Origin of the sequence: Ensifer sp. Root127 (assembly GCF_001425225.1) — a bacterium.
Lineage (GTDB): Bacteria > Pseudomonadota > Alphaproteobacteria > Rhizobiales > Rhizobiaceae > Ensifer > Ensifer canadensis.
Window position 1 is genome coordinate 952,908 of record NZ_LMDX01000001.1, and the last position, 25,506, is coordinate 978,413.

Here is a 25,506-nt window from a genome sequence, read left to right on the forward strand (position 1 = left end):
ATTCCTGTCTCAGAATGGCCCGTGGAGCGCGACCGGTGTCGAAGAGCCAAAAGAACGCTCGACACCTTGGGCTCGCGCATGGACCCTTGGGAAAATCGCTGCCGATCTCCGGGTTCACAAATTAGGCTGCGGCGGTACCGCTGCTGCTTCTCACGGCTTCGGCCGCGCGCTCGATCCGCGCCAGGCCTTCGCGCGCTTCCGCGGCGGTCACCGTCAGCGGCGGCAACAGGCGCAGGACGTTTTCGCCGGCCGGAACAGCCAGCAGCTTCTCCGCGCGGATCGCCTTCAGGAGATCGGCCGAAGGGCCTTTCGCCTTGATGCCGAGCATCAGGCCGTCGCCGCGGATATCCTCGATCACATCGGGGAAACGGTCCTTCAACGACGCGAGGCCCTGGCGGAAGACCAGGGCCACGTCGCGGACATGCTCCAGGAAACCGTCGGCCAGGATGACGTCGAGCACGGCGTTGCCGACAGCCATGGCAAGCGGGTTGCCGCCATAGGTCGAACCGTGCGTACCGGCGACCATGCCGGCAGCCGCCTCTTCGGTCGCAAGGCAGGCACCGAGCGGGAAGCCGCCGCCGATGCCCTTGGCGACAGCCATGATATCCGGACGGATGCCAGCCCATTCATAGGCGAAAAGCTTGCCGGTGCGGCCGACGCCGGACTGGACCTCGTCGAGGATCAGCAGCAGACCGAACTCGTCGCAAAGCGCGCGCAGCTCCTGCATGAATTCCTTGGTGACCGGGCGGATGCCGCCCTCGCCCTGGATCGGCTCGATCAGGATCGCCGCCGTCTCGTCGGTGATCGCATCCTTGAGCGCCGTGATATCGCCGAAGGGAACCTGATAGAAACCCGGGGCCTTCGGGCCAAAGCCCTCGATGTACTTCTGCTGACCACCCGCCGCGATGGTCGCGATCGTGCGTCCGTGGAAGGCACCCTCGAAGGTGATGATGTGGAACTTCTCCGGATTGCCCTTGGCATAGTGGTAGCGACGCGCAGTCTTGATCGCGCATTCGAGCGCCTCGGCACCCGAGTTGGTGAAGAAGACACGATCGGCGAAGGTGACGGCCGTCAGCCGGCGTGCAAGGCTCTCCTGGCCGGGGACCTCATAAAGGTTGGACAGGTGCCAGACCTTCTCGGCCTGCGCCTTCAACGCCTCGACCAGATGCGGATGCGCATGGCCAAGCGAGTTGACGGCGACGCCGGCGGCGAAGTCGAGATAGCGCGAGCCGTCTTCGGCGATCAACCAGACGCCCTCTCCTCGCTCGAAACGCAACGGCGCACGCATGTAGGTGTCGTAAAGCGGCGTGGTTGCAGTCATGGCGAGCCTCTCCTTCATTGCTATCGGCATCGATCCGAGCCCCTGTTGAGCGCGGCAAAAAATTAAAAATGCCGCCTTGCGGCGGCGCAGGCACTATTCCTATTTCGCAGCGCAATGTCAACAAAACCAAGCTTTGCAGTGCGGTCGGACGGGTCTGATCCATGCGACGAAAAAATCACGCGACGGGGCTTGCAAAAATGCAACGCCCACCGAGCAAGTTGGGGAAAACCAAGAAATCGATTCGGCGCGATTCGCGGGACTCTTGCCACGGAGTCCGCCGGTCAGTAGGTTAATGTTCAATTACTAGACGCATGCGGCGGGCCTAGTCACCAAAAGTGTTATCGCGTTGCAGCTCCGGAGCCTGTCCGGAGCGTGGTGAGAGATTCTGTCATCGCCAACGCTGAGAACGGAGAGTGCAGAAATGAACTGGACTGACGAGCGGGTGGAAAAACTGAAGAAGCTTTGGTCCGAGGGCCTGAGCGCGAGCCAGATCGCGGCACAGCTCGGCGGCGTCAGCCGCAATGCGGTCATCGGCAAGGTTCACCGGCTGAGCCTGCCCGGCAGGGCCAAGGCTGGCGGAACCACCGCCGCGACCCGGCCGAAGCAGCGCCCGACTTCGGCGCCGCGCGCTCCGAACTACGCTTCGCGCGTCACGACACGGACGGTTACCCGTGCGGCCGGCGCGACCGTGCTCAAGGAAGAGGTCGAAGTCGATCTCGTCGCCGAACAGGATTTCCGCATCCAGACGGATGTGGTCGTGCCAATGTCGCGCCGCCTGGAGCTGACGCAGTTGACCGAGCGCACCTGCAAATGGCCGATCGGCGACCCGCTCAAGGAAGAATTCCACTTCTGCGGCAACGATTCCCCGGAAGCTTCGCCCTATTGCACATTCCATGCGCGGCTTGCCTATCAGCCGACCTCCGAGCGCCGTCGCGCTCGCTGAGACGACCGAAAACCACATGCAGAAAAGGGGCCGCACGGCCCCTTTTTTATTGGCTGCTGCATGTTTCCCTGGTTCGTATTCGCTTCAAGGAAACATGCCGCAATTCAAGATGCAACAGCGACCTTTGCGCGTCCATTAAGATGCGCGGCGCTGCAGTGGCCGGCTGGCTCAGCTTTCGAGCGAGTAGCCGGCACCGCGAACGGTGCGGATGACATCAGGCATGCTCGAGAAATTCAGTGCCTTGCGCAAGCGACCGACATGCACGTCGACGGTGCGCTCGTCGACATAGATATCGTGGCCCCAGACGCCATCAAGGAGTTGCGAGCGCGAGAACACCCGGCCCGGCGACGACATCAGGAATTCGAGCAGGCGGAATTCCGTCGGACCAAGGCGGACCTCGCGGGTGCGGCGATGCACGCGATGGGTCTCGCGATCGAGCTCGATGTCGCCGCAGCGAAGCAGCGTCGAGAGGACCTCGGGCTTGGCGCGCCGCAGCATCGCCTTGACACGGGCCATCAGCTCCGGGGTCGAGAACGGCTTGACGACATAATCGTCGGCGCCGGTGGCAAGGCCACGAACCCGCTCGCTCTCCTCGCCGCGCGCCGTCAGCATGATGATCGGCAGGCGCTCGGTTTCCGGACGTTGGCGCAGCCGGCGGCAAAGCTCGATGCCGGAAACGCCCGGCAGCATCCAGTCGAGGATCAGGAGATCCGGGAGGCGCTCCTGTAGGCGGATCTCCGCCTCGTCTCCGCGCAGGATCGTATCAACATCGAACCCTTCGGCTTCGAGGTTATAACGCAGCAGGACACTCAGCGCCTCTTCGTCTTCGACAACGGCGATTTTCGGCAACATCAGGCAACGTCTCCTTACCCAGAGCGTCTCGCGTTCGATCGAACGCAAAGAGATGCTCGAACATATAGAATCTGGAGCACTCCGCGCGTTTTCATAGGCACGCGCGAAAACGTATAGCTTCAGACGCAGTAGAGCAGGGCCGCAACCAGGGCTGCGACCGGAGCAGGTTCATAAGCAGGCACTCGAACGTATCCGGGTCTTAAAGCGCGTCGCGATCTCTAAGATGCGCTTGTTGTGCTTTAAGTTCTTGTTTTTGCACATGTCGTTATCGCAAAACCGCTGCGCACTTTTGCGCGACATGCGTTAGTCCTTCACGGCACCCAGCGTCGACGTATTGTCGTCCTTCGGACGCTCGCCTTCCGGCTGCGCGCCCGTCGCCATGTAGTAGATCGTCTCGGCGATATTGGTGGCGTGGTCGCCGATACGCTCGATGTTCTTGGCACAGAAGAGAAGATGCGTGCAGGGCGTGATGTTGCGCGGATCTTCCATCATGTAGGTGAGCAGCTCGCGGAACAGCGAGGTGTAGATCGCGTCGATCTCCTCGTCGCGCTCGCGGATGCTGTTGGCCTTCTCCGGCGAGCGGGAAGCGTAGACGTCGAGGACTTCCTTGAGCTGCACCAGCGCAAGCTCTGCCAGGTGTTCGAGACCGCGCGCCAGCTTGCGCGGGATGCCGGAGCCGGCAACCGCGATGACACGCTTGGCGTTGTTCTTGCCGAGGTCGCCGACGCGCTCCAGATCGGACGCGATGCGGATCGATCCCATGATCTCGCGCAGGTCGGCAGCAACGGGCTGGCGCTTGGCGATGGTGACGATTGCCTTTTCGCCGATCTGGCGTTCGGCTTCATCGAGGATGGTGTCGTCGGAGATCACCTTCTGCGCCAAGGCGAGGTCAGAATTGACAAGCGCACGAACGGATTCGCCCACCATCTGCTCGGCAAGCCCGCCCATCTCGGAGATGCGGCGCGTGAGATATTTCAGTTCTTCGTCGTAGGCGGACATTATGTGCATGGACATAGTCTTCGATCCTTGCGGGCGCGTTCAGGAAACGGGGTGAAGAGGAGCTTCGGCCATCAACCGAACCGGCCCATGATGTAGTCCTGGGTACGCTGGTCATCCGGATTGGTGAACATCTTGTCGGTGTCGTTCTCCTCGACAAGATTGCCGAGGTGGAACATGGCAGTGCGCTGCGAAACACGCGCCGCCTGCTGCATCGAGTGGGTGACGATGACGATCGTGAAGTTGGTACGCAGCTCGTGGATCAGTTCCTCGACCTTGGCCGTCGCGATCGGATCGAGCGCCGAACAGGGCTCGTCCATCAGGATCACTTCAGGGCTGACGGCAACGGCGCGCGCGATGCACAGACGCTGCTGCTGGCCGCCCGAAAGACCGGTGCCCGGCTCCTGCAGGCGATCCTTCACCTCGTTCCACAAACCAGCCTTCTGCAGGCTGGTCTCGACGACTTCGTCGAACTCAGACTTGGTGCGGGCAAGCCCGTGGATGCGCGGGCCGTAGGCGACGTTGTCGTAGATCGACTTCGGGAACGGGTTCGGCTTCTGGAACACCATGCCGACGCGGGCTCGCAGTTCCACGACGTCGATCGTCGGGTCGTAGATGTCGTCTTCATCGAGCGTGATCTTGCCGGTGACGCGGCAGTTCTCGATGGTGTCGTTCATGCGGTTCAGCGTGCGCAGGAAGGTCGACTTGCCGCAGCCCGAAGGGCCGATCAGCGCTGTCACCGTGTTCTCGCGGATATTGAGATTGACGTCGAAAAGCGCACGCTTCTCGCCGTAGTAGACCGACACATCCTTGCCGATCATCTTGTAGGGCACGGTGTTCATTTTCTGATCCAAGGCTTTTTCGACTGCTGCTTCTGACATGATGTTCATAGTAATTACCTCACTACCAACGGCGCTCAAAGCGACGTCGCAACAGAATGGCGCCAAGGTTCATGACGACGAGGAAGATGAGAAGAATGATGATCGCGCCGGATGTGCGCTCGACGAAGGCGCGTTCCGCCTCGTTGGCCCACATGTAGATCTGCACCGGCAGCGCGGTCGACGGCTCCATCGGCGAGCCGGGATAATCGACGACGAAGGCGACCATGCCGATCAACAGCAGCGGCGCGGTTTCGCCAAGTGCATGGGCGAGACCGATGATCGTGCCGGTCAGGATGCCCGGCATCGCCAGCGGCAGGACGTGGTGGAAGATGGTCTGCATCTTCGACGCACCGAGACCGAGCGCTGCCGAGCGGATCGACGGCGGGACCGCCTTCAACGCTGCACGGGTGGCGATGATGATCGTCGGCAGGGTCATCAGCGTCAGCACCAGGCCGCCGACGAGGGCGGCCGAGCGCGGCATGCCGGCGAAGTTGATGAATACGGCCAACCCCAAGAGACCGTAGACGATCGACGGAACGGCGGCGAGATTGTTGATGTTGACCTCGATGAGATCGGTCAGCCGGTTCTTCGGCGCAAACTCTTCGAGATAGATCGAGGCGGCAACGCCGATCGGCAGCGACAGCACGAGCACGATCAGCATCATGAACAGCGAACCGAGGGCGGCAACGCCGACGCCTGCCGCTTCCGGACGGCTCGAGGCACCGAAGGTGAAGATGCCGGTGTTGAAGCTCTTCTTCAGGACGCCGGCGCTTGCAAGCTCGTTCATCCAGGTGACCTGCTGGTCCTTGACCTTGCGCTTGCTCTCATCGACCTTCAGGTCGATCTGCCCCTTGAAGGCGGAGTCGACATTGGCTTCGGCGAGCAGTGTCACCGGTATGGTCTTGCCGATAACCGACGGGTCGGCGACGACGATGTCGCGCAACAGCGTGCGGGAGCTTGCAGACACCATGTCGGTGGCCCGCTTGACCAGCGGACGATTGCTCGGATCGATGCCGAGCTGCTTGATCAGCGCATCGCGGACCAGCAGCGGATAGTTGGCCGCCACCAGCACCTTGCCGTCGGTCGCGCGCTCACCCTTGGGATCGATGACCTTTTCGGTGAATTCGATCGGCAGCGTGATCGTCGTCTGCTGGAACGCGGTGTAGCCGTTGGAGATCACCGTCCACAGCAGCAGAGCGAGGAAGAACAGGCCAAGACTGATGGCGCTGATGCCATAGGCACGGAACCGACGCTCGGCCGCGTAGCGACGCTTGATGCCGATATCACGCTTGGCGGATGCGGGGCGGACGGAGATCCGGACGGCCGGGGAAGCGATGTCGGTCATTCGTACTGTTCCCGATATTTGCGCACGATGTAGAGCGCGTAAATGTTGAGGCCGAGCGTGATAACGAAGAGCGTGATGCCGAGTGCGAAGGCAACCAGCGTCTGCGGCGAGGTGAACTCAAGGTCACCCGTCAGCTGGTTGACGATCTTCACCGTCACCGTGGTCATCGGCTCGAAAGGATTGATTTGCATGCGGGCCGCGACACCGGCGGCAAGCACCACGATCATCGTCTCGCCGACGGCACGCGAGGCGGTCAAAAGCAGAGCGCCGACAATGCCCGGAAGTGCTGCGGGAAGGATGACCTTCTTGACTGTCTCGGAGCGGGTGGCACCAAGGCCGAGCGAACCGTCGCGCAGGGCCCGCGGTACCTGGGTAATGATGTCATCGGAAAGCGAGGACACGAACGGGATCAGCATGATGCCCATGACGATGCCGGCGGTCACGACGCTCTGTGCCTGGATGAAGTTCTGATAATTGCCGGTGACGAGACCGTTCAGTTGGGCAGAGATATCGCGCAGGAATGGGCCGACGGTCACAAGTGCGAAGAAACCGTAGACGATGGTCGGGATGCCGGCGAGCACTTCGAGCAGGGGCTTTGCCGTCGAACGCAGTCGTGGGCTGGCATATTCCGCCATGTAGATGGCGGCAAACAGGCCGATCGGCACCGCAAACAGCATGGCGACGAAGGCGATGTAGAGCGTACCGGCGAGAAGCGGGATCAGGCCGAACTGGCCGGAGGAGCCACCGCTTCCGGCGGCAGCAAACCGGGGGTCCCAGACCGTGCCGAAGAAGAACTCGAAGGGTGAAACCATCGTGAAGAAGCGGCCGGCTTCCGACAGCATAGAGGCGATGATGCCGACCGTCGTCAGGATGGCGATCGAGGACGCTACGATCAGCGCGCCGAGCATGACGCGCTCGACCTGGTTGCGGGCGCGGAAGCGGGTGGCGATGTTGCGGATGGCATAAAAGCCGCCGGCAATCGCGATCAGCAGGACGACGGCGCTCATCAGCCAGCGATTGGTGGCGCTCATCGCGTTGAAATGCTGGGCGGCGGTGATCATGTAGGGTTCGCCCTCGCCGGCAAGAGCCACGCCCTTGGCCGCAAGCGTCGAGCGAAGATTGGCCGAACCGCTTTCAAGCGCCGAAACTTCTTCGGCCGTCAACCGCTTCAGGCCGCCGGCGACCGACTTGACCTGGCCAAGCGCCAGCTCGACCGTGGCGCCGCCCTGCGTCTGCACCGTCTCGGGCAAGGTCGCCCGGGTGCTGGAGTCGATATACATGGGCGCGGCGACGAGCCAGGCGCCGAGTACGAGCGCCGCTGGAAGGATCGCCCAGATGGCGACATAGCTGCCGTGATAGCCGGGTAAGGAATGCAGATTGGAGAGCTTGCCGCCAGCCTGTGCGAAGGAGCGCGCACGACCCCCAAAATAAGAAATAAAACCAATTACAACAATGAGCAAAAGAAGAAATGAAGTACTCATCGGCACGTCTCCGCGGCGTGACGCTCAATGCGCTGCCGGCAGTTCGGATGGAGGCATGCCCCGGCGCGAGACCATCGCGCCGGGGCTTGTCAGTATCAGAGCATGTTGCCGGCTGCGAAAGCCTTGCGAACTTCTTCGCGCTCGGCGTCCGGAGCAGCGACGAGGCCGTATTCTGCAAGCGGGCTTTCCGGGCCGATCATCTGATCGTCGAGGAAGAACTCAACATATTCCTTGAGGCCCGCGATAACGCCGAGATGTGCCTTCTTGACGTAGAAGTACAGCGGGCGGGAAACCGGGTATTCGCCGGAAGCGATCGTTTCGGTCGACGGAACGATGCCGTTGACGGTGGCGACCTTCAGCTTGTCGGCGTTGTTTTCGTAGAAGGACAGGCCGAATACGCCGATGCCGTTCTTGTTGGCAGCGATACGGGCCAGCGTTTCGGTGTAGTCGCCGTCGATGTCGACAGCCATGCCGTCCTTGCGGACTGCGACGCACTTGCTGTGCTGCTGCTTCTCATCGGCAACGGCGGCCTTGATGACGTCAATGGCGCCAGCTTCCTTGCAACCTGCGGCCAGGATCTTCTCTTCGAAGACTTCGCGCGTGCCGTGCTTTTCGCCCGGGATGAAGGCGGCGATGTCGGCGTCCGGCAGAGCGGAGTTGACTTCAGACCACTTCTTGTAAGGGTTGGCAACGAGCTTGCCGTCGACGACGATTTCGGCAGCCAGACCCTTGTAGAGATCAACGGGCTTCAGGGCGAGGTCGGCGTTGCCGGCGTCGGTTGCGAAGACGATGCCGTCATAACCGATCTGGATTTCCTGGATCTCGGTGACGCCGGCGGCCTTGCAGGCCTCGACTTCGCTGTCCTTGATCTTGCGGGAGGAGTTGGCGATGTCGATGGTATCAGGGCCAACGCCCTTGCAGAATTCCTTCAGGCCGGCCGAGGAGCCGCCGGATTCGACAACCGGGGTCTTGAAGTCCGGGAACGTTTCGCCGAACGTCTCGGCGACGATCTTTGCGTAGGGAAGAACGGTCGAGGAGCCGGCGACCTGAACCTGATCGCGCGCGGCAGCCACGCCGGCGAATGCGGCGGATGCGACAAGCGCCGCTACGGTGAGTTTAAGAGCTTTCATAAAAGTTCTCCCGGAATGGGCTGGTGTTGAGTGCGCCAAGCGTTGCAGCGCTCTTCGCCGTTTGATCGGCTGCCCCTAACTAGCCGCCGATAGCCACACCTTTTATGTCAGTTTCGCGAAACATTTATGACAGCTCATGTCATTGAAAATAATAATGAAAAATGAACACAGCGGCATTATCCCGCGCCAATATGTCAAAAGCGCACGGTAAACACCGTGCCCTTGCCCAACTCCGAGTGGATCAGGAGCCGCGCGCGGTGGCGGGTCAGGATGTGCTTGACGATCGCAAGGCCGAGACCGGTGCCCTTTTTCGAGCGGCTGGCCTCCACATTGACGCGATAGAACCGCTCGGTGATGCGCGGCACATGCTCGGCCGGAATGCCGGGGCCGTAGTCTCTGACCACGACCTCCGCCTGCCCGCCGTCGTCGCCGGAAAGCTCGACATCGACCCTCTTGCCTTCCTGGCCGTATTTGCAGGCATTCTCGATCAGGTTCTCGAAAACCTCGATCAGTTCGTCGCGATCCCCCTGAACGACCACAGGCGTCTCGGGCATTGTCAGCGTGATCGTCACGTCAAGATCGCCCGCAAGCGGAGCAAGACTGTCGCGGACATGGCCGAGCAGCGGCCGCAGATCGATCGTATCGTCTGGCGCGATGTGCGATTTCAGCTCCAGCCGCGACAGCGACAGGAGGTCGTCGACGAGGCGGCTCATGCGCGTCGCCTGCTCGTGCATGATGCCGAAGAACTTCTCCTGCGCCTTCGCGTCGTTGCGCGCCGGGCCTTGCATGGTTTCGATGAAGCCGCGCAGCGACGCCAGCGGCGTGCGCAACTCGTGGCTGGCGTTGGCGACGAAGTCAGAGCGCATGCGATCGATGCGGCGGGCCTGCGAAATATCGCGGTAGGTCAAGAGAAAGATCCGGCGCCATGGGCCATCGCCACCGATTTCGGCTGGCGCCACCCGGACCACATAGACGGCATCGGACGGCAGCCGCTCGGTGTGCTCGATCTGGTTGATCTTGCCGGTCGCGATCGTCTCGCGGACCATATCGAGAATGCCGGGCGAGCGAACGCGGGCGGCAAGATAGCTGTTGGGCGGGATGGTGCCGAAAGCCTTTTCGGCAGCGATGTTCTGGAAGACGACCGTTTCATCGACAGCCACCACCAGCACCGGCATATCGAGCGCGTTCAGGGCTGGGATCAGGGCGTCGCTGGCCGCGCCCGCAACCGCGGCCACCTTTGCCGCTTTTGCGGCCTTCGGTAGCACCGAAGGCGCGCTGCGGTTGAGCAGGGCTGCGGCAAGCACGATCCAGAACGGCAGCACGACGAGGAAATGAATGCCGGCGACGGTCGCAAGCGCGGCGAGCAGCGCCGTCAGGCCGAGGAGCCAACGTTCTGCCTTCAGTCGCGGCACGAGCATCCGCCAGAACGCCTTGGAACCGTCCAGCACGATATCCTCATGAATCACTTTGTCTTCCTCCCGACCCTAAATGGTCGAGAGATAGCGACCGTTCATGACATGATTTTCACGACGCGCTTGAATCCGCAATGCAATTGTGGCCTCCTCACAGGAAATCGCTCGGGCTGGAGGAAGACCAAATGGCGTCAACGCAGGCAGCAACGAAGACCGAAAGCCGGGCGGTAGAACTCGATATCGGCGGCAAGAAGCGGCTCTTCGACATCGACAATCCCGAATTGCCGAAGTGGATCGACGAGGCCGCGTTCTCCTCCGACGACTACCCCTACAAGAAGAAGCTCGACGACGATGAATACCTGAAGACGCTGGAAAAGCTGCAGATCGAACTGGTCAAGCTGCAACTCTGGCAGCAGGCAACCGGCAAGCGCATCATCGCCCTGTTCGAGGGCCGCGACGCGGCCGGCAAGGGCGGCGCGATCCATGCGACCAGCGGCAACCTGAACCCCCGCTGGGCGCGCGTCGTCGCGCTGACGAAGCCGACAGAAACCGAGCGTGGGCAATGGTACTTCCAGCGCTACATCGCGACGATGCCGACATCAGGCGAACTCGTTCTCTACGACCGCTCTTGGTACAACCGCGCCGGCGTCGAGCCGGTCATGGGCTTCTGCACGCCCGAGCAGCACGAGCAATTCCTGAAGCAGGTGCCGCGCTTTGAAAAGATGATCGTGCACGAAGACATTCAGTTCTTCAAATTCTGGATCAACATCGGCCGCGAGATGCAGCTCAAGCGCTTTCACGACCGCTGCCATGATCCTCTGAAAATCTGGAAGCTGTCGCCGATGGATATCGCCGCACTCAACAAATGGGACGATTATACCGATAAGCGCAACCAGATGCTGAAAGAGACCCATACGGACCAGGCGCCATGGACCGTGGTGCGTGGCAACGACAAGCGGCGCGCCCGTCTCAACCTCATTCGGCACATGCTTTCCAAGCTCGATTATGAGGGCAAGGACAAGGACGCCATCGGCGAGGTCGATGACAAGATCATCGGCTCGGGCCCCGGCTTCCTGAAATAGGCCCGCGGCCTGTCGCGCAAAAGTGCGCAGCGATTTTGCGACAACGACATGCGCAAGAAAAGACGCGCGGCGCTGTAAAGCGCAACAAGAGAACACTTGAGATCGGGACGCGCTTTAGCGTCAGCCGGCCGCCCGTCGGTCTATACCCACCTGCGTTGGGATTATTGACCCGGCAGGACGCGGATGGCGTAAAGGTTCATGCCCTTGCCGCCGCCGCTGATGTCGCTGTTGATGACGATCTGCCCGGCAGCACTCGGCGCAAGGCTGCGATCGAAGGTGACCTTGAACAGCATGTCGACCCGTTCGTCATGCAGGGTGAAACGGTGGCGACCGCACTCGCCCAGCGAAGAGAAGTTGCACTCCACCGCAAACTCGGTCGACTTGCCAGGTGCGGCCTGGACGGTCAACGCCAGTGTCGACGTCTTGCCTGAAAGCTCGGCCAGGATCGCGGCCGGGATCTCGATGGTCACGTCACCGTCGGCATCGGCATTCCCAGATGTCAGCAGGGCGCGCGGTCCGCCATCGTCGTTGACCTGTTCGGCGGTCGCCTGCGGGCCGGGCGTGATCGCGCCTGTCTTGCCGGGCGCATACACCTCGACCCAGTCGCCGGTGAAGCCTTCCTGGGCACCGAGGGTCTGCAGACCGGCGGCACCGTCGAAATCCTGCGATGCCACTGTTGCCGGCGGGTTGGCGACATTGGTATCGCGCGCGGCCGGCGACTGCAGCAGATTGTTGGTCTCGACCCACCAGACGGCAGCCACGACCGCGGCGGCAAGCGTCGCAACGACCATGGCGAGCGAAAGCAGACGCCCCCGCTTGCGTCGACGCTTGCGACCGTCCGTCGCGCGCGCTTCCGGCGCAACTGCGCCTCGGCCTTCATGCGACTGCCTGGCCGCGACCTCGCCGGCCGCTGCCGTCGAGACAACGGGGCCATCGCGGTCGGCGCGAAGGCTGCCAAGCCCACCGTCATTCGGCGCATCGCGCGGTGCCTGGCCGGCGAAAGCCGGCTCGCGGCGGCCGCTAGCGGGCGCGGACGGCTGCAGCTCGGGCCTGCTCGTTGCTGTATCGCGTGGCGTGACCGCGTCGTCGAGGCTGACCGAAGGGGTCGGCGCCGGGCGTGCCTTCAACGCCGCGCGCTCCTCGGTTTCGATCGCATGGATGACCGCTTCCAGCCGATGGCGCTGCTGGGCGACGACGTTCTGATCCTCGATTCCCTGCTTCTGCAGCCCGGTTTCCAGCGCCTGTCGCGCAGATTGATAGATGCGCGCCCGCGTTTCGGCGTTGGTTCTGTCGGAGCGCTCCAGCGCATTTCGGATTGCAGTTTCGAGTCCGCTCACGTCAAATCCTTCTGTGCACACCGGGCCTTACAGCGCCGCGCGTCAAATATGACGCGTAAAGGACGCTGTAACGCCTTAAATCTGCTGCATAATCCTATCCCTGAATCGGATCCGATTTAAAGGATTATGCAGTAGCCCCCGCCGGCGCTCGGCATTCGATCGGTGCCTTTTTCATCATCCGCAAGCTCTTATCGGTTAATTCCGGATGCACGCCGTTGGTTTTGTTAACAATTGCGTAACCGCTGCTTTCAAAATCCGCAAGTCCGACGCGCCGGCAGCCCCGGCAACGGCGGGGAAAACTGCTTCCGAACCGTCGCTTCGCTTCGAAAATCCGCATCTTTGCAAGCGCGCAACTTGCTGCTATCTATTTTGACGTTTACGCAAACGTCAAAAATTTCATGGGATGGAGAACTCGATGTCGCTGCCGCCAATTCTTTCCGGAACGACGAGACTGCCTGTTGTCGGCGCACCCTTGTTCATCGTCTCGCATCCCAAACTGACGATCGCGCAGTGCAAGGCAGGAGTGGTCGGGTCCTTCCCGGCATTGAACGCCCGCCCGCAATCGCAGCTCGACGAGTGGCTTGCCGAAATCACCGAAACGCTGGCCGACCACGACGCCAAGAACCCCGGCCGTCCGGCTGCCCCCTTTGCCGTCAACCAGATCGTCCACAAGTCCAACACCCGCCTCGAACAGGACCTGATGCTCTGCATCAAGTATAAGGTGCCGGTGGTGATATCATCGCTCGGTGCCGTGCCCGAGGTCAACGCCGCCATTCATTCCTACGGCGGCATCGTGCTGCACGACGTGATCAACAACCGCCACGCCAATTCGGCGATCCGCAAGGGCGCCGACGGCCTGATCGCCGTTGCAGCGGGCGCGGGCGGCCATGCGGGCACGCTCTCGCCTTTCGCCCTCGTCCAGGAAATCCGTTCCTGGTTCGACGGCCCCTTGCTTCTCTCCGGCGCGATCGCCAATGGCGGCGCCATCCTGGCAGCCCAGGCGATGGGCGCCGACATGGCCTATATCGGCTCGCCCTTCATCGCCACGCAAGAAGCGCGCGCCAGCGACGCCTACAAGCAGATGATCGTCGACAGCAATGCCGCCGACATCGTCTATTCCAACTACTTCACCGGCATTCACGGCAACTACCTGAAGCCATCGATCTTGGCGGCTGGCATGGACCCGGAAAGCCTGCCGGAAGCCGACCCGTCGAAGATGGACTTCGCCCAGGCCACCGAGGGCGCCAAGGCCTGGAAGGACATCTGGGGCTGCGGCCAGGGCATCGGCGCGGTCCGCGAGGTCACTTCGGTCGCGCATATGGTCGATCGGTGGGAGCGCGAATACGACGCCGCGCGCGCCCGCCTCGGGCTCCGCCCCGCCCCCACGATCGCCGCCAACAAGGAATTTTCAAGTTCTCGAAACTGATGGCTTGAAATCTTGGCGCTTTGCGTTTATCAGCGCCTCACACTTCGTTCCGCGGACTTTTCGCGGAACCGCCTCAGGGCCGCTTTAGCTCAGTTGGTAGAGCACATCATTCGTAATGATGGGGTCAGCAGTTCGAGTCTGCTAAGCGGCACCATTTTCCTTCAAAGAAATGAGCACTGTAGCGGGATGAAAGTCTGAAGCTGGCCGAAGGTCAGCTCGTCTTGCCACGCATGAGCGGCCGGCAAGAGGTCCATTTCGAGGAAGCCGATCGATGTCGCTTAAAGTCAGCCGTTTTCAAGTTCACGAGGATGCCGTCCAGGCCAATGTCTCCGGCCGGACCTGTTCCTTGTCGGCGCTGGAGATCGGCGGCGAGGTGTTTGTCGTGCTCACCTGGCTCGGAAACAAGGACGCGGGCCTGCGCCGTCCGGAATACGTGCTGCCGTTGGCGTCGATACCGCATCAATCGCGCGAACCGGATGCCGGCTCGCCCTATCGCTGGATCCTGACAGGGACGTTGCCAATGTCGCTGTTCGACGGCAGCGCATCGCGGCAGGTCCGCCGACAGCACGGCGTCAGCCCCGGCCCGGCGCTCAACCTGCCGCTACCCGGCGCCACATCCTGATCTGCAGTCAAACGACAGCCTACTGCATGTTTCCTTAAATCCTATTCGATTTAAGGACAAAAGACATGCAGCAATTCAAAGTGCTACAGCGACCTTTGCGCGTCTAATAAGACGCGCGGCGCTGTCGACCGCTCGCTCACGCCGCCGGCTGGCGATCGGCCCCTTCCGGCGCTGGCACACGCCATGTCGCGCGAATGCCGCGACCACGGCAAGGCCCGCCAGAATCGCGGCTGCGGCCGGAAGCACAGATGGCGAGGCCGCTTCGACAAGCAGACCGCCGATGCCCGTGCCCAGCCCGACGCCGACATGCATCGCCGACAGGTTGAGACCGATGCCGGCTTCCGCCGTCTCGGGGCTCTGGCTGATCAGAAAGCTCTGCACCACGGGCGAAATCATCCAGCTGATGCAGCCCCACAGCATCATCACCACTAGGAACAGCAGGCGCATCTCGGACATGAAGGGTACGGCGATCAGCGCAAGCAGGTAGGCGAGCGGCGTCAACCGGATCGCCAGCCGCGGCGGAACGGCATCGCTGAACCGGCCGCCGAGATATCCACCGCAGACGCCGGCCACGCCGAAGGCGAAAAAGGCTGTGACGACCTCATCGCCCCGCATCCCGACGATCTCGGCCAGATAGGGTGCGAGATAGGCGAACAGGATGAAGTGACCGCCGATCATCAGCACCGACACGAGCTGCGCGCAGACGCAGGGTAGCGAGCGCAGATGGCCGGCATAGGAGCCACCGTGCGCCGGCTTCGACCGACCGCCCCCCGGTACGAACCAGCCACATGCCAACATCACGCAGGCCGCAAACAGCTCAAGGCCGATAAAGACGCTGCGCTCGCGGCCGCCATGCCGATGCGGGCGGCAACCAGGACGCCGTAATTCGGGCTGGCAGCGGCCACGACGTTGCTTGTGATGAAGAGCCCCAGCGTCACTAAAAGCAGGGTCCTGCGCTCCAGGCGCGCCGTCAGCATGAGGGCTGCCGGCGCCGCCAACGCGAATGTCACGGAGAAGACCGACGTCAGCTGCCCGGCGAGGCCGATCGAGACGCCGAGCCCTGACGCCACATCGGGCAGGATGCCGATGACGAGATTTTCCGCCGTGCCGGTGGCGAAGGTCGCCAATGCGAGGAGAAGAAGGGGGATGTTCATGTTGCCTTTCCCGATCGGTGGACGCCACGATCGGAAAAGGTCTTCCCGGTGTGGCGACTGGTTGCACACCGGGTTTCGAGGCAGAGCTTCGGTTATCCCTTTGACCGCGCTCCTAGCACGGATCGGCGCCTGCGAGAAGCGCCAAGGTCCGCCGGCTGGGCCGCCGCCTAAGCAGCCGCTATCTGCACAGCGCCACCATAACGCGAGAACCCGGGAAGTACCCGCTTGCATCCGCCGGCCCGGAATGCTGTCATCGCGCCGTCGCGAAAGCACAGTCTGATGCGGCTCGTTTTGTTTCTGCGTGGGGCGCCGATGATTGAGAATGCGCGTATTAAGATCTCGACGGCGCGGATGCCGGCAATGATGACGATCATCCTCCCCGTTGTCCTCTCGCTGGGGCTTGCCGGGTGCGGTGGCAAGCCCAAGGGCGTGATGACGCCGGTCGCCCTGACGGCACAAACACCGAAAACCTCACAGGTGGACATGCTGGTCGCAACGACCCGGCAGCCTTCCGGCGATCCTGCGACTCTGTTTTCAGGCGAAAGAGACGTCAACACCTTCATGACCGATGTTTCGGTATCGATCCCTCCGGATTCGGTGCGCAAGCCCGGCACCGTGCAATGGCCGCGCAAGCTGCCGCCCAATCCGGCGACCGACTTTGCGGTAACGCGGGTGCGGGAACTCGACACACTTGCCGACGGCAAGGCCTGGTTCAGGCAGCACAGTGTCGGCGGCCACACCTTCGTTTTCGTTCACGGCTTCAACAACCGCTACGAGGATTCCGTCTTCCGGCTTGCGCAGATCATCCATGATTCCGGCGCCCAGACAACGCCGATCCTGTTCACCTGGCCGTCGCGCGCCAATGTGTTCGAATACAATTACGACAAGGAAAGCACGAACTACTCGCGCACCGCACTCGAGGATACGCTGCGCATCCTCGCCGACGCGCCTGATGTCAAGGACATCACCATCCTGGCCCATTCCGTGGGCACCTGGCTGACGATGGAATCGCTCAGGCAGATGGGTATTCGCGACGGCAACGTCCCCTCGAAGATCCAGAACGTGATCCTAGCCTCTCCCGATATCGACCTCGACGTCTTTGCCAAGCAATGGGTGGAGATGGGCAAGAAGAAACCGAAGTTCACGATCTTCGTCTCGCAGGACGACCGTGCGCTCGCGCTTTCGAGTTTCATTTCCGGTGACGTTTCTAGGCTCGGCGCCATCGACCCATCGAAGGAACCCTATCGCACGGACCTGGAGAAATCCGGCATCACCGCCATCGACCTGACCAAGGTTGAGACCGATGACGGGCTGCATCACGGCAAGTTCGCCGAAAGCCCGGAGATCGTGCAATTGATCGGCCAGCGGCTGATCAAGGGCCAGACTCTGACCGATTCCAACATTTCGGTCGGCACGGGCATTGCGGCCGTCGTCGCCGGCACAGCCAGAGGCGTCGGCAACGTCGCTGCGACAACGCTGTCCGCGCCGGTCAGCATCATCGAGAATCCACGCCCGACGAAAAAGCGGCAGGTGGTCGGCGACACGCTGTCCGAAGACCAACCGAAGCCGCTGGTGATCAACTGAGTGGACGTTTCGAGGGCCGACCGGAAAAACCGGTCGGCCTCAGTCGTCGTCGCCGACGAAGCGGTAACCGACACCAGGCTCGGTGCGGATAATCTTCGGGTCGGCCGGATCGCGCTCGATCTTGCCGCGCAACTGGCCGATGAAGACGCGCAGATAATGCAGGTCCTCTCCATGCGCCGCGCCCCAGACCGAGGTCAGCAGCGTCTTGTGGGTGACGACGCGTCCGGCATGGTGCGCCAGCATGACGAGCAGATCATACTCCTTCGGCGTCAGACGCACCGGCTCGCCGTCGCGCGTCACCAGCCGCTTGATCGTATCGATCGCCACGCCATCGGCCGAGAGCTGGGTGTGGCCGCCCTCCATCTGGATGCGGTGGCGAAGCGCTGCCCGGATGCGCGCCGTCAGCTCGCCGATGCCGAAAGGTTTTTCGATATAGTCGTCGGCGCCGAGATCGAGGGCAGCGATCTTTTCGCTCTCGCGGTCGCGAGCCGACAGGATGATGATCGGCACCTGCGACCAGGCGCGGATGTTGGCGATCACATCCTTGCCGTCCATGTCGGGCAGGCCGAGATCGAGAATCACCACATCGGGCGCGGTGGTCGCCGCCGCCTTCAGCGCCTCGGTGCCCGTCAGCGCCTCAAGCACGTCATAGCCAGCGGCACTCAACGCCGGTCGCAGAAAACGCTGGATCTGGGGTTCGTCGTCGACAACGAGGATGCGCTCCACGCTCATGCACGGTCCTTTTCAGAAATTTCTGCTTCGGCGGCGGGAAAACGCATGGAAATGCGCGTTCCGCGACGCCTCAAAGCCGGGCTCTCAGCCTTGATGCGGCCGCCCATGGCCTCGACGAAGCCTTTGGCGATCGACAGTCCGAGGCCGGTGCCCGGCGTGCGGCCATCCACCTTGCCCCGCCGGAAGAATTTTTCGAATACGTGTTCGAGATCACCGTGAGCAATCCCCTTGCCGAGATCGGTGACCGACAGCACAATCTCGTTGCCGTCCCGCCTGGCATAGATGCTGACCGGCTCCTCGCCGCCGTATTTGTTGGCGTTGTCGAGCAGGTTGAAGAGCACCTGGCCGAGAAGCACGCTGTCGCCGCGCATCAACGGTAGTTCGGGCGCGATGCTGGTTTCGATCTCACGGTCCGGAAAATACTTACGCGCCCGATCGACGGCTGCCCGCACGGCGTCGGCGACATCCACCCAGTCGCGCTTGGCATTGACTGTCCCCGCTTCGATGCGGGTCATGTCCAAGAGGTTGGCGACGAAACGCGTCAACCGTGCGCCCTCCTCCTCGATCGATTGCAGCAGGTCGTCGCGGCTTTCCGGCGGCATGCGGTCGCCCAGCTGGCGCAGGCTGGTGACGGCGCCGGTGATGGTGGCAAGCGGCGTGCGCAGATCGTGCGAGATCGATGACAGCAAGGCAGCGCGAAACCGCTCGCCCTCCAGCTTGGCGGCGTGATCGAGGCTCTCGCGCGAAAGGCGCGCCCGGTCGATGGCGATCGCCGTCTGGTCGAGGATGGCGGCGAGCGCCCGCTCTTCGTTGATCTCCAGCGGCTTGCCGGCCTGGGCGAAACCGCAGACGCCGACGACGCCATGCGGGCTGGTCAACGGTCGGAAATGGAAGGGGCTGTTCGGCAGCGTACCGGTGCCGTTGCCGGCCGCCTCCTGCTTGTCCATCGCCCAGCGCGCTGCCATGGTATCGGTGACATCGAGCTCGGTGTCCGGAGGCCACGCGGCCTTGAGCTGCAGATCGCCCTCCTCCGGCAACAGCAGCGCGACATTGCGCTTCAGCGTCGTCTGCATCTGGGTCACCGCCGCCCAGAGCACATCGTCGACATTGGCGGTACCCGAGAGCTTGCGGGAGAAATCGTAGAGCGCCTGCGTCGCCGCGGCACGGCGTCGCGCTGATTTCGCCTGTTCGCGCACCCGGGAGGCCAGACTACCGGCAAGCGCAGCCGCGACCAGGAAAATGAACAGCGCGAAGACTTCGTGCGGTTCGGCGACCGTGAAGGTGCCGACCGGATCGATGAAGAAGAAGTTGTAGGCAAGAACCGAAAACAGGGCAGCCGCGATCGCCGCGACGTGGCCGGCATAGGTCGCCGACGCCAGCACCGCCAGCAGGAACAGCAGCGATATATTCGGCAGGATGATGAAGCGCTCGATCAGGACGCCAAGTGCAGTCGCCGCCGCCACGGTGACGGCCGCGATCGCGAGCGCCCGCCCGAAGCCCTCCGGCATTTGCCGCTTGACGCTCAGGCGACTTTTCGGACGCGGCTGCTCCTTGTCGGTAACCAGATGAATGCCGACGCCGGTGATGCGTTCGGCCAGCGCGTCGGGAAGCGATTGCCGGAACAGCCGTAGCGGGAACCGCTGGCGCCTGATGCCGATGACTATCTGCGTCGCATGCTCGCGACGGGCGAGCTTGAGGATCTCCTCGACGAAATCGTTGCCGACGATGCGGCGGGTTTCGGCGCCGAGCTGTTCGGCCAGGCGAAAAGTCTCGTCAAGCCGTCGCGCCGCTTCGCCATCGCCGCTTTCGCGGTCGGCCCGCTCGATGAAGACGACGATCCATGGCGCATTCAGCCCCGAGGCCAGGCGGCTGGCGGTGCGCACGACCTTTTCCGACAGCGGGTCGGGCCCGATGCACACCAGCAGACGTTCGCCGCTCGCCCAGGGGCCTTCGATGGCGTTCTGCTTGAGATAGTCGACCATCTGGTCGTCGACGCGGTCGGCCGTCCGCCGCAGCGCCAGCTCGCGTAGCGCCGTCAGATTGCCGAGGCGGAAGAAGCGCTCGATCGCGCGCTTGGCGCTGTCAGGCAGATAGACCTTGCCTTGGTTCAGCCGCTCGATCAGTTCGGCCGGCGGCAGGTCGACGAGCAGCACGTCATCGGCACGGCTGAGAACCGTGTCGGGCACCCGCTCGCGCACCGGAACGCCGGTGATCTGGGCAACGACATCGGACAGGCTTTCCAGATGCTGGATGTTGAGTGCCGTCCAGACGTCGATGCCGGCGGCAATCAACTCTTCGACATCCTGGTAGCGCTTCGGATGGCGGCTGTCCTCGGGGTTGCTGTGCGCCAGTTCGTCGACGACGATGATCCGCGGACGGCGGGCGAGCGCCGCGTCGAGATCGAATTCGGAAAGCACACGGCCGCGATGGTTGACATCGCGGCGCGGCAGTATCTCCAGCCCTTCGACGAGCGCGGCGGTCTCGCCGCGCCCGTGGGTTTCCACCAGACCGATGACGATGTCGACGCCATCGGCCTTCAACCGACGCGCCCGCGTCAGCATCGTGTAGGTCTTGCCGACGCCGGGGGCTGCGCCGAGAAAAACCGTGAGCTTCCCCTTTCGCCCCTGCCCGGCCAGCGCCAGCAGTGCGTCCGGGTCCGGACGGCTTTTCGATTCGCGGTCGGTTTCAGGCATTCAGGGTCTCTGGCAGCGTCTCTGGCCGCATCTCAGGCTTCACACTCAGCTTCTCCGGGCATCCAGAGCGAGGTTGAGTTCTAGCACATTGACGCGCGGCTCGCCTATGATCCCGAGCAGACGACCTTCCGTCGCCTGTTCGACCAGGCTCGCCACGTCGGCTTCCGCAAACCCGCGGGCCTTGGCAACACGGGACACCTGCTCGCGGGCGAAAGCCGGCGAAATATGCGGATCGAGGCCGGAGCCGGACGCGGTGCCGCCATCGGCGGCGATCTCGCCTGTTATACCGCTGGCGCGCAGCTTCTCGACGTCGGCGGCAACCCGGTCCTTCAGTTTGACCGAGGTCGGGCCGAGGTTGGATCCGGTCGAGCCGCCGGCGTTGTAGGCTTCGGGCCCGGTCGCGGAGGGGCGCGGCCAGAAATATTTGTCGGCGGTGAAGTTCTGCCCGATCAGATCGGAGCCGACGATCGCGCCATCGATGCGGATCAGGCTGCCATTGGCCTGCGCCGGCATCAATGCCTGGGCAACGCCGGTGATCGCGAAGGGATATGCAAGGCCGGTGATCGCAGTCAGCAACAAGGCCATGACGATTGCGGGACGAAGTTGGTTCAACATGATTACACCAGATTGAGAGCAGAGACGACGACGTCGACGAGCTTGATGCCGGCAAAGGGCAGCAGGAGGCCGCCGAGGCCATAGACCAGCAGGTTGCGGCGCAGGAGTGCTGCGGCGCCGACCGGGCGATACTTGACGCCCTTCAGCGCCAGCGGGATGAGCGCGACGATGATCAAGGCATTGAAGATGACCGCTGACAGGATTGCCGATTGCGGTGACGACAGCCCCATGATGTTGAGCGCGGCCAGCGCCGGATAGGTGGTGATGAACAGCGCCGGGATGATGGCGAAGTATTTTGCCACGTCGTTGGCGACCGAGAAGGTCGTCAGCGAGCCGCGCGTCATCAACAGTTGCTTGCCGATCTCGACGATCTCGATGAGCTTTGTCGGGCTGGAATCGAGATCGACCATGTTGGCCGCCTCGCGCGCCGCCTGCGTGCCGGTCTGCATCGCCACGCCGACATCGGCCTGGGCCAGCGCCGGCGCGTCGTTGGTGCCGTCGCCGCACATGGCAATCAATCGGCCGCCCTGCTGTTCCTTGCGGATATAGCCGAGCTTGTCTTCCGGTGTCGCTTCGGCGAGGAAATCGTCGACGCCGGCTTCCGAGGCGATTGCCGCTGCCGTTACCGGGTTATCGCCGGTCACCATCACGGTGCGTATCCCCATGGCACGCAGTGCCGCGAAGCGCTCCTTGATGCCAGGCTTGACCACGTCCTTGAGGTGGATGACGCCGAGCAGGCGATTGCCGTCCGCAACGGCAAGCGGCGTGCCGCCGGTGCGCGCGACCTGGTCGACGGCACGGCGGAATTCGGCCGGCACGTTCTCGTCGCGAACGCCTGCAAACTTCAGGATCGAATCCACGGCGCCCTTGCGCAGCCGGCGTCCGCCGAAATCGACGCCCGACAGTCTCGTTTCGGCGGCAAAGGGCACGACGGCATCAATTGCCAAGGCACCTGTTTGAACCGAGCCGCCACCGACAGCCAGAGCCACAACCTCGCGGCTCGTCTGCTTGTCGGAAGCTGGCAGCGATACGGCTGGCGTCTGACGACCGAATTCGCCGGTCGCAAGGGCGGCAATCGAGCGGCCCTCGGGGGTCTCATCGGCAAGGCTTGCCAGCAGCGCGGCATCGGCAAGCTCGGCATCCGTCACGCCGGGGACCGGCATGAAGTTGGCGGCCATGCGGTTGCCGAAGGTGATCGTGCCTGTCTTGTCGAGCAGCAGCGTATCGACGTCGCCAGCCGCCTCGACGGCGCGGCCGGATGTGGCGATGACGTTGAACCGCACCAGCCGGTCCATACCGGCGATGCCGATGGCCGACAGCAGGCCGCCGATGGTGGTCGGGATCAGCGTGACGAGCAGGGCTGCAAGAACCGTGACCGACAGAACCGTGCCGGAGTAGCCGGCAAGACCCCAGAGTGTCACGACGGCGACCAGGAAGACCAGCGTCAGGCCCGAGAGCAGGATAGAGAGCGCGATCTCGTTCGGGGTCTTCTGGCGCTGCGCGCCTTCGATGAGCGCGATCATGCGGTCGACGAAGGTGTCGCCGGGCGCCGTGCCGATGCGCATCTTGATCCAGTCGGACAGCACCTGCGTGCCGCCGGTGACGGCGGAGCGGTCGCCGCCGGACTCACGGATGACGGGTGCGGATTCGCCGGTGATGGCGCTTTCGTTGACCGAGGCGACACCCTCGACGACGTCGCCGTCGCCGGGGATCAGTTCCCCGGCTTCGACCAGCACGAGATCGCCGACCTTCAGCGATGTCGCCGGAATGGTCTGCGTTTCCCTGCCTTCGGCCGAGACAAGCTTGCGGGCCGTCAGTTCGGACTTGGTGCGGCGCAGGCTGTCGGCCTGCGCCTTGCCGCGTCCTTCGGCGACCGCTTCGGCGAAGGTGGCAAACAGCACCGTGAACCACAGCCAGGCGGCAATCTGGCCCGAAAACAGCGGCGTGCCGGTTCCAGTCGCAAGATCGCGAATGAAGAAGACCGTGACCATGGCTGCCACCACCTCGGTGACGAAGATCACCGGGTTGCGGACAAGCTGGCGCGGGTCGAGCTTGGTGAATGCGGCCTTGAAGGCCGGTAGCAGGATCGCCGGGTCGAGAAGGCTTGGGGCGACGGGTTTCGAAGACATTGTCTGTTCCTTCAGAAGGTCTGGCCCGAGAGCATGGCGAACTGCTCGACGATGGGACCAAGCGCGAGGGCCGGGAAATATTGCAGCCCGCCGAGGATGAGGATGACGCCGATGAGCAGGCCGACGAAGAGCGGCGTGTGCGTCGGGAAGGTTCCCTGGGAAGCCGGAACGCGGGTCTTGGCGGCGATTGAGCCGGCTATCGCCAGCACCGGTATCGCGTAGGCGAAACGGCCGAGCAGCATCGCGAAGCCGAGCGTCGTGTTGTACCAGGGCGTGTTGGCCGAGAGGCCGCCAAACGCGGAGCCGTTGTTGCCGGTAGCAGAGGTATAGGCGTAGAGGATTTCCGACAGGCCATGCGGACCTGACGTGCCGATGCTGGCGACAGCCGAGGGCATGACGGCAGAAATCGCGGTGAAGCCGAGGATCGAGGCGGGCAGGATGAGGATCGCCAGCATCGCGTATTTCATCTCGCGGCCTTCGATCTTCTTACCGAGCAGTTCGGGCGTGCGCCCGACCATCAGGCCGGCGACGAAGACGGCGAGGATCGCGAAGACGACCATACCGTAAAGGCCGGAGCCGACGCCGCCCGGCAGCACTTCGCCAAGCTGGATCAGCAGCATGGGGACAAGGCCGCCAATGCCGGTGAAGGAGCCGTGCATGCCGTTGACCGCACCGGTCGAAATGCCTGTGGTCACGCCGGCATAAGCCGCCGACATCGCTTGGCCGAAGCGGACTTCCTTGCCTTCCATATTGCCGAGAGACGCCTCGAGGCCGAGGCTGTGCAGGATCGGGTTGCCGTAGCTTTCGGCCCAGTAGATGACGCCGATACCGGCGATCAGCAACGTTGCCATGGCAGCGATGAAGGCCCAGCCCTGGCGGCGGTCACCGACTATCTGGCCGAAGGTGTAGACCAGCGCCGAGGTGATCGACAGCATCGCGAAGATCGACAGGTAGTTGCTGAGCGCGCTCGGGTTTTCGAACGGGTGCGCCGCATTGGCGTTGAAGAAGCCGCCGCCATTGGTGCCGAGCTGCTTGATCGCCTCCTGGCTTGCGACCGGACCAAGCGCGATCGTCTGCTGCACGCCCTCGAGCGTGGTGGCGCTGACGGAAGCGTGGAACGTCTGCGGCATACCCATCGCGACGAAAGCGAGTGCAACGAGAACTGCCAGCGGCAGCAGCACATAGAGGGTCGAGTGGGTCAGATCGACCCAGAAATTGCCGAGTGTCGCGGCGCCGGAGCGGGCAAAGGCGCGGGTGACGGCAAGCGCGATGGCGATGCCCGTTGCAGCCGACACGAAGTTCTGCACCGTCAGGCCGGCCATCTGGCTGAAATGGCTCATGGTGGTCTCGCCGCCATAGGACTGCCAGTTGGTGTTGGTGAGGAAGCTGACCGCCGTGTTGAAGGCGAGGTCTGGCGGGACGTTGGCAAACCCCTGCGGGTTCAGCGGCATCGACCCCTGGAAGCGCAGGATGACGTAGAGAAGCGCGAAGCCGGCCGCGCTGAAGGCGAGCATCGACAGTGTATAGGCGAGCCAGCCCTGCTCCTTCCTAGCATCGACGCCAGCCGCGAGATAGAGCCCACGCTCGACGGGTCCGAGAACCGGAGAGAGGAAGTTGCGCTCGCCAGCGAAAACCCGGGCCATGTAAAGGCCCAATGGCTTGATCGCGAGGAAGACGGCGAGAAAGAGGAGGCCGATCTGCAGCCACCCGATAATAGACATGAGGAATTCTCCGCAAAATACGGCTGAACGATCAGAACCGTTCCGGTCGA

21 protein-coding genes and 1 tRNA gene are annotated in these 25,506 nt (G+C 63.1%); 6 read left to right on the forward strand and 16 right to left on the reverse strand.

Annotation, left to right across the window (positions count from 1 at the left end):
- Positions 1-121 precede the first annotated feature (121 nt).
- Positions 122-1,321, reverse strand: coding sequence for an aspartate aminotransferase family protein (locus ASD03_RS04490; RefSeq protein ID WP_025425802.1), 1,200 nt, complete (start codon positions 1,319-1,321; stop codon positions 122-124).
- Between the two features lie 421 nt (positions 1,322-1,742).
- Between ASD03_RS04490 and ASD03_RS04495 the strand changes: the two genes are divergently transcribed.
- Positions 1,743-2,264 (forward strand): GcrA family cell cycle regulator, encoded by a 522-nt coding sequence (locus ASD03_RS04495; protein ID WP_025425801.1) that lies wholly within the window; start codon positions 1,743-1,745, stop codon positions 2,262-2,264.
- 168 nt (positions 2,265-2,432) lie between these two features.
- Here ASD03_RS04495 and phoB read toward each other — a convergent pair whose 3' ends face one another.
- The 7 genes from phoB to phoR form a co-directional block, all read right to left on the reverse strand.
- Entirely contained in the window at positions 2,433-3,116 is a 684-nt protein-coding gene (gene phoB, locus ASD03_RS04500; RefSeq protein WP_025425800.1) for a phosphate regulon transcriptional regulator PhoB, read from the reverse strand.
- Positions 3,117-3,419: 303 nt separating this feature from the next.
- Positions 3,420-4,130 (reverse strand): phosphate signaling complex protein PhoU, encoded by a 711-nt coding sequence (gene phoU / locus ASD03_RS04505; protein WP_025425799.1) that lies wholly within the window; start codon positions 4,128-4,130, stop codon positions 3,420-3,422.
- Between the two features lie 56 nt (positions 4,131-4,186).
- A complete protein-coding gene (gene pstB / locus ASD03_RS04510) occupies positions 4,187-5,002 on the reverse strand; it encodes a phosphate ABC transporter ATP-binding protein PstB (protein ID WP_025425798.1) in 816 nt (271 codons plus the stop codon).
- 13 nt (positions 5,003-5,015) lie between these two features.
- Positions 5,016-6,338: a phosphate ABC transporter permease PstA gene (pstA, locus tag ASD03_RS04515; protein ID WP_025425797.1), complete on the reverse strand. Its 1,323-nt coding sequence runs from the start codon at positions 6,336-6,338 to the stop codon at positions 5,016-5,018.
- Positions 6,335-7,819: a phosphate ABC transporter permease subunit PstC gene (gene pstC, locus ASD03_RS04520; RefSeq protein ID WP_025425796.1), complete on the reverse strand. Its 1,485-nt coding sequence runs from the start codon at positions 7,817-7,819 to the stop codon at positions 6,335-6,337. Before pstC ends, pstA begins: the two co-directional genes overlap by 4 nt.
- A gap of 95 nt (positions 7,820-7,914) precedes the next feature.
- The gene (locus ASD03_RS04525) at positions 7,915-8,949 is read right to left on the reverse strand and encodes a substrate-binding domain-containing protein (RefSeq protein WP_025425795.1); all 1,035 of its coding nucleotides are present in this window, start codon (positions 8,947-8,949) and stop codon (positions 7,915-7,917) included.
- A gap of 194 nt (positions 8,950-9,143) precedes the next feature.
- The gene (gene phoR / locus ASD03_RS04530; RefSeq protein ID WP_025425794.1) at positions 9,144-10,415 is read right to left on the reverse strand and encodes a phosphate regulon sensor histidine kinase PhoR; all 1,272 of its coding nucleotides are present in this window, start codon (positions 10,413-10,415) and stop codon (positions 9,144-9,146) included.
- Between the two features lie 131 nt (positions 10,416-10,546).
- Here phoR and ppk2 point away from each other — a divergent pair, with 131 nt between their 5' ends.
- Positions 10,547-11,443, forward strand: coding sequence for a polyphosphate kinase 2 (gene ppk2 / locus ASD03_RS04535; protein WP_025425793.1), 897 nt, complete (start codon positions 10,547-10,549; stop codon positions 11,441-11,443).
- 161 nt (positions 11,444-11,604) lie between these two features.
- On the opposite strand, the gene ASD03_RS04540 is transcribed toward ppk2, so the two are convergent.
- Positions 11,605-12,780, reverse strand: a complete 1,176-nt coding sequence (locus ASD03_RS04540; protein WP_025425792.1) for a hypothetical protein — start codon at positions 12,778-12,780, stop codon at positions 11,605-11,607.
- A gap of 415 nt (positions 12,781-13,195) precedes the next feature.
- Between ASD03_RS04540 and ASD03_RS04545 the strand changes: the two genes are divergently transcribed.
- The 3 genes from ASD03_RS04545 to ASD03_RS04555 all read left to right on the forward strand — a co-directional run bounded on the left by ASD03_RS04545 (position 13,196) and on the right by ASD03_RS04555 (position 14,828).
- Positions 13,196-14,206, forward strand: a complete 1,011-nt coding sequence (locus ASD03_RS04545; protein ID WP_025425791.1) for a nitronate monooxygenase family protein — start codon at positions 13,196-13,198, stop codon at positions 14,204-14,206.
- Between the two features lie 78 nt (positions 14,207-14,284).
- Positions 14,285-14,360, forward strand: a tRNA-Thr gene (locus tag ASD03_RS04550).
- A gap of 117 nt (positions 14,361-14,477) precedes the next feature.
- Positions 14,478-14,828, forward strand: coding sequence for a hypothetical protein (locus ASD03_RS04555; RefSeq protein ID WP_025425790.1), 351 nt, complete (start codon positions 14,478-14,480; stop codon positions 14,826-14,828).
- Positions 14,829-14,903: 75 nt separating this feature from the next.
- Here ASD03_RS04555 and ASD03_RS40295 read toward each other — a convergent pair whose 3' ends face one another.
- Both ASD03_RS40295 and ASD03_RS40300 read right to left on the reverse strand, forming a co-directional pair.
- Positions 14,904-15,626: an MFS transporter gene (locus tag ASD03_RS40295; protein WP_051509152.1), complete on the reverse strand. Its 723-nt coding sequence runs from the start codon at positions 15,624-15,626 to the stop codon at positions 14,904-14,906.
- Positions 15,626-15,982: an MFS transporter gene (locus tag ASD03_RS40300; RefSeq protein WP_051509151.1), complete on the reverse strand. Its 357-nt coding sequence runs from the start codon at positions 15,980-15,982 to the stop codon at positions 15,626-15,628. Before ASD03_RS40300 ends, ASD03_RS40295 begins: the two co-directional genes overlap by 1 nt.
- 360 nt (positions 15,983-16,342) lie before the next feature.
- Between ASD03_RS40300 and ASD03_RS04570 the strand changes: the two genes are divergently transcribed.
- Positions 16,343-17,566 (forward strand): alpha/beta hydrolase, encoded by a 1,224-nt coding sequence (locus tag ASD03_RS04570; protein ID WP_225906200.1) that lies wholly within the window; start codon positions 16,343-16,345, stop codon positions 17,564-17,566.
- A 39-nt stretch (positions 17,567-17,605) separates the two neighbouring features.
- Here the strand turns inward: ASD03_RS04570 and ASD03_RS04575 are convergent, their stop codons facing one another.
- From ASD03_RS04575 to kdpA, 5 genes are read right to left on the reverse strand one after another with little or no spacing between them, the layout of a single operon-like run.
- Positions 17,606-18,298: a response regulator gene (locus ASD03_RS04575; RefSeq protein ID WP_025425788.1), complete on the reverse strand. Its 693-nt coding sequence runs from the start codon at positions 18,296-18,298 to the stop codon at positions 17,606-17,608.
- On the reverse strand, positions 18,295-20,991 hold the full coding sequence (locus tag ASD03_RS04580) for a sensor histidine kinase KdpD (protein ID WP_025425787.1): 2,697 nt from the start codon (positions 20,989-20,991) through the stop codon (positions 18,295-18,297). Before ASD03_RS04580 ends, ASD03_RS04575 begins: the two co-directional genes overlap by 4 nt.
- A 45-nt stretch (positions 20,992-21,036) precedes the next feature.
- Positions 21,037-21,606, reverse strand: coding sequence for a potassium-transporting ATPase subunit KdpC (gene kdpC, locus ASD03_RS04585; protein ID WP_025425786.1), 570 nt, complete (start codon positions 21,604-21,606; stop codon positions 21,037-21,039).
- 2 nt (positions 21,607-21,608) lie between these two features.
- Positions 21,609-23,735, reverse strand: coding sequence for a potassium-transporting ATPase subunit KdpB (kdpB, locus tag ASD03_RS04590; protein ID WP_025425785.1), 2,127 nt, complete (start codon positions 23,733-23,735; stop codon positions 21,609-21,611).
- Between the two features lie 11 nt (positions 23,736-23,746).
- On the reverse strand, positions 23,747-25,456 hold the full coding sequence (gene kdpA, locus ASD03_RS04595; RefSeq protein WP_025425784.1) for a potassium-transporting ATPase subunit KdpA: 1,710 nt from the start codon (positions 25,454-25,456) through the stop codon (positions 23,747-23,749).
- Between the last annotated feature and the right edge of the window lie 50 nt (positions 25,457-25,506).

What these genes read in the sequence shown, in the direction of transcription:
- ASD03_RS04490 (WP_025425802.1), bottom strand. Translation starts at nt 1,321, where the DNA reads ATGACTGCAACCACGCCGCTTTACGACACCTACATGCGTGCGCCGTTG.
- ASD03_RS04495 (WP_025425801.1), top strand. Translation starts at nt 1,743, where the DNA reads ATGAACTGGACTGACGAGCGGGTGGAAAAACTGAAGAAGCTTTGGTCC.
- phoB (WP_025425800.1), bottom strand. Translation starts at nt 3,116, where the DNA reads ATGTTGCCGAAAATCGCCGTTGTCGAAGACGAAGAGGCGCTGAGTGTC.
- phoU (WP_025425799.1), bottom strand. Translation starts at nt 4,130, where the DNA reads ATGTCCATGCACATAATGTCCGCCTACGACGAAGAACTGAAATATCTC.
- pstB (WP_025425798.1), bottom strand. Translation starts at nt 5,002, where the DNA reads ATGAACATCATGTCAGAAGCAGCAGTCGAAAAAGCCTTGGATCAGAAA.
- pstA (WP_025425797.1), bottom strand. Translation starts at nt 6,338, where the DNA reads ATGACCGACATCGCTTCCCCGGCCGTCCGGATCTCCGTCCGCCCCGCA.
- pstC (WP_025425796.1), bottom strand. Translation starts at nt 7,819, where the DNA reads ATGAGTACTTCATTTCTTCTTTTGCTCATTGTTGTAATTGGTTTTATT.
- ASD03_RS04525 (WP_025425795.1), bottom strand. Translation starts at nt 8,949, where the DNA reads ATGAAAGCTCTTAAACTCACCGTAGCGGCGCTTGTCGCATCCGCCGCA.
- ppk2 (WP_025425793.1), top strand. Translation starts at nt 10,547, where the DNA reads ATGGCGTCAACGCAGGCAGCAACGAAGACCGAAAGCCGGGCGGTAGAA.
- ASD03_RS04545 (WP_025425791.1), top strand. Translation starts at nt 13,196, where the DNA reads ATGTCGCTGCCGCCAATTCTTTCCGGAACGACGAGACTGCCTGTTGTC.
- ASD03_RS04555 (WP_025425790.1), top strand. Translation starts at nt 14,478, where the DNA reads ATGTCGCTTAAAGTCAGCCGTTTTCAAGTTCACGAGGATGCCGTCCAG.
- ASD03_RS40295 (WP_051509152.1), bottom strand. Translation starts at nt 15,626, where the DNA reads ATGTTGGCATGTGGCTGGTTCGTACCGGGGGGCGGTCGGTCGAAGCCG.
- ASD03_RS40300 (WP_051509151.1), bottom strand. Translation starts at nt 15,982, where the DNA reads ATGAACATCCCCCTTCTTCTCCTCGCATTGGCGACCTTCGCCACCGGC.
- ASD03_RS04570 (WP_225906200.1), top strand. Translation starts at nt 16,343, where the DNA reads ATGATGACGATCATCCTCCCCGTTGTCCTCTCGCTGGGGCTTGCCGGG.
- ASD03_RS04575 (WP_025425788.1), bottom strand. Translation starts at nt 18,298, where the DNA reads ATGAGCGTGGAGCGCATCCTCGTTGTCGACGACGAACCCCAGATCCAG.
- ASD03_RS04580 (WP_025425787.1), bottom strand. Translation starts at nt 20,991, where the DNA reads ATGCCTGAAACCGACCGCGAATCGAAAAGCCGTCCGGACCCGGACGCA.
- kdpC (WP_025425786.1), bottom strand. Translation starts at nt 21,606, where the DNA reads ATGTTGAACCAACTTCGTCCCGCAATCGTCATGGCCTTGTTGCTGACT.
- kdpB (WP_025425785.1), bottom strand. Translation starts at nt 23,735, where the DNA reads ATGTCTTCGAAACCCGTCGCCCCAAGCCTTCTCGACCCGGCGATCCTG.
- kdpA (WP_025425784.1), bottom strand. Translation starts at nt 25,456, where the DNA reads ATGTCTATTATCGGGTGGCTGCAGATCGGCCTCCTCTTTCTCGCCGTC.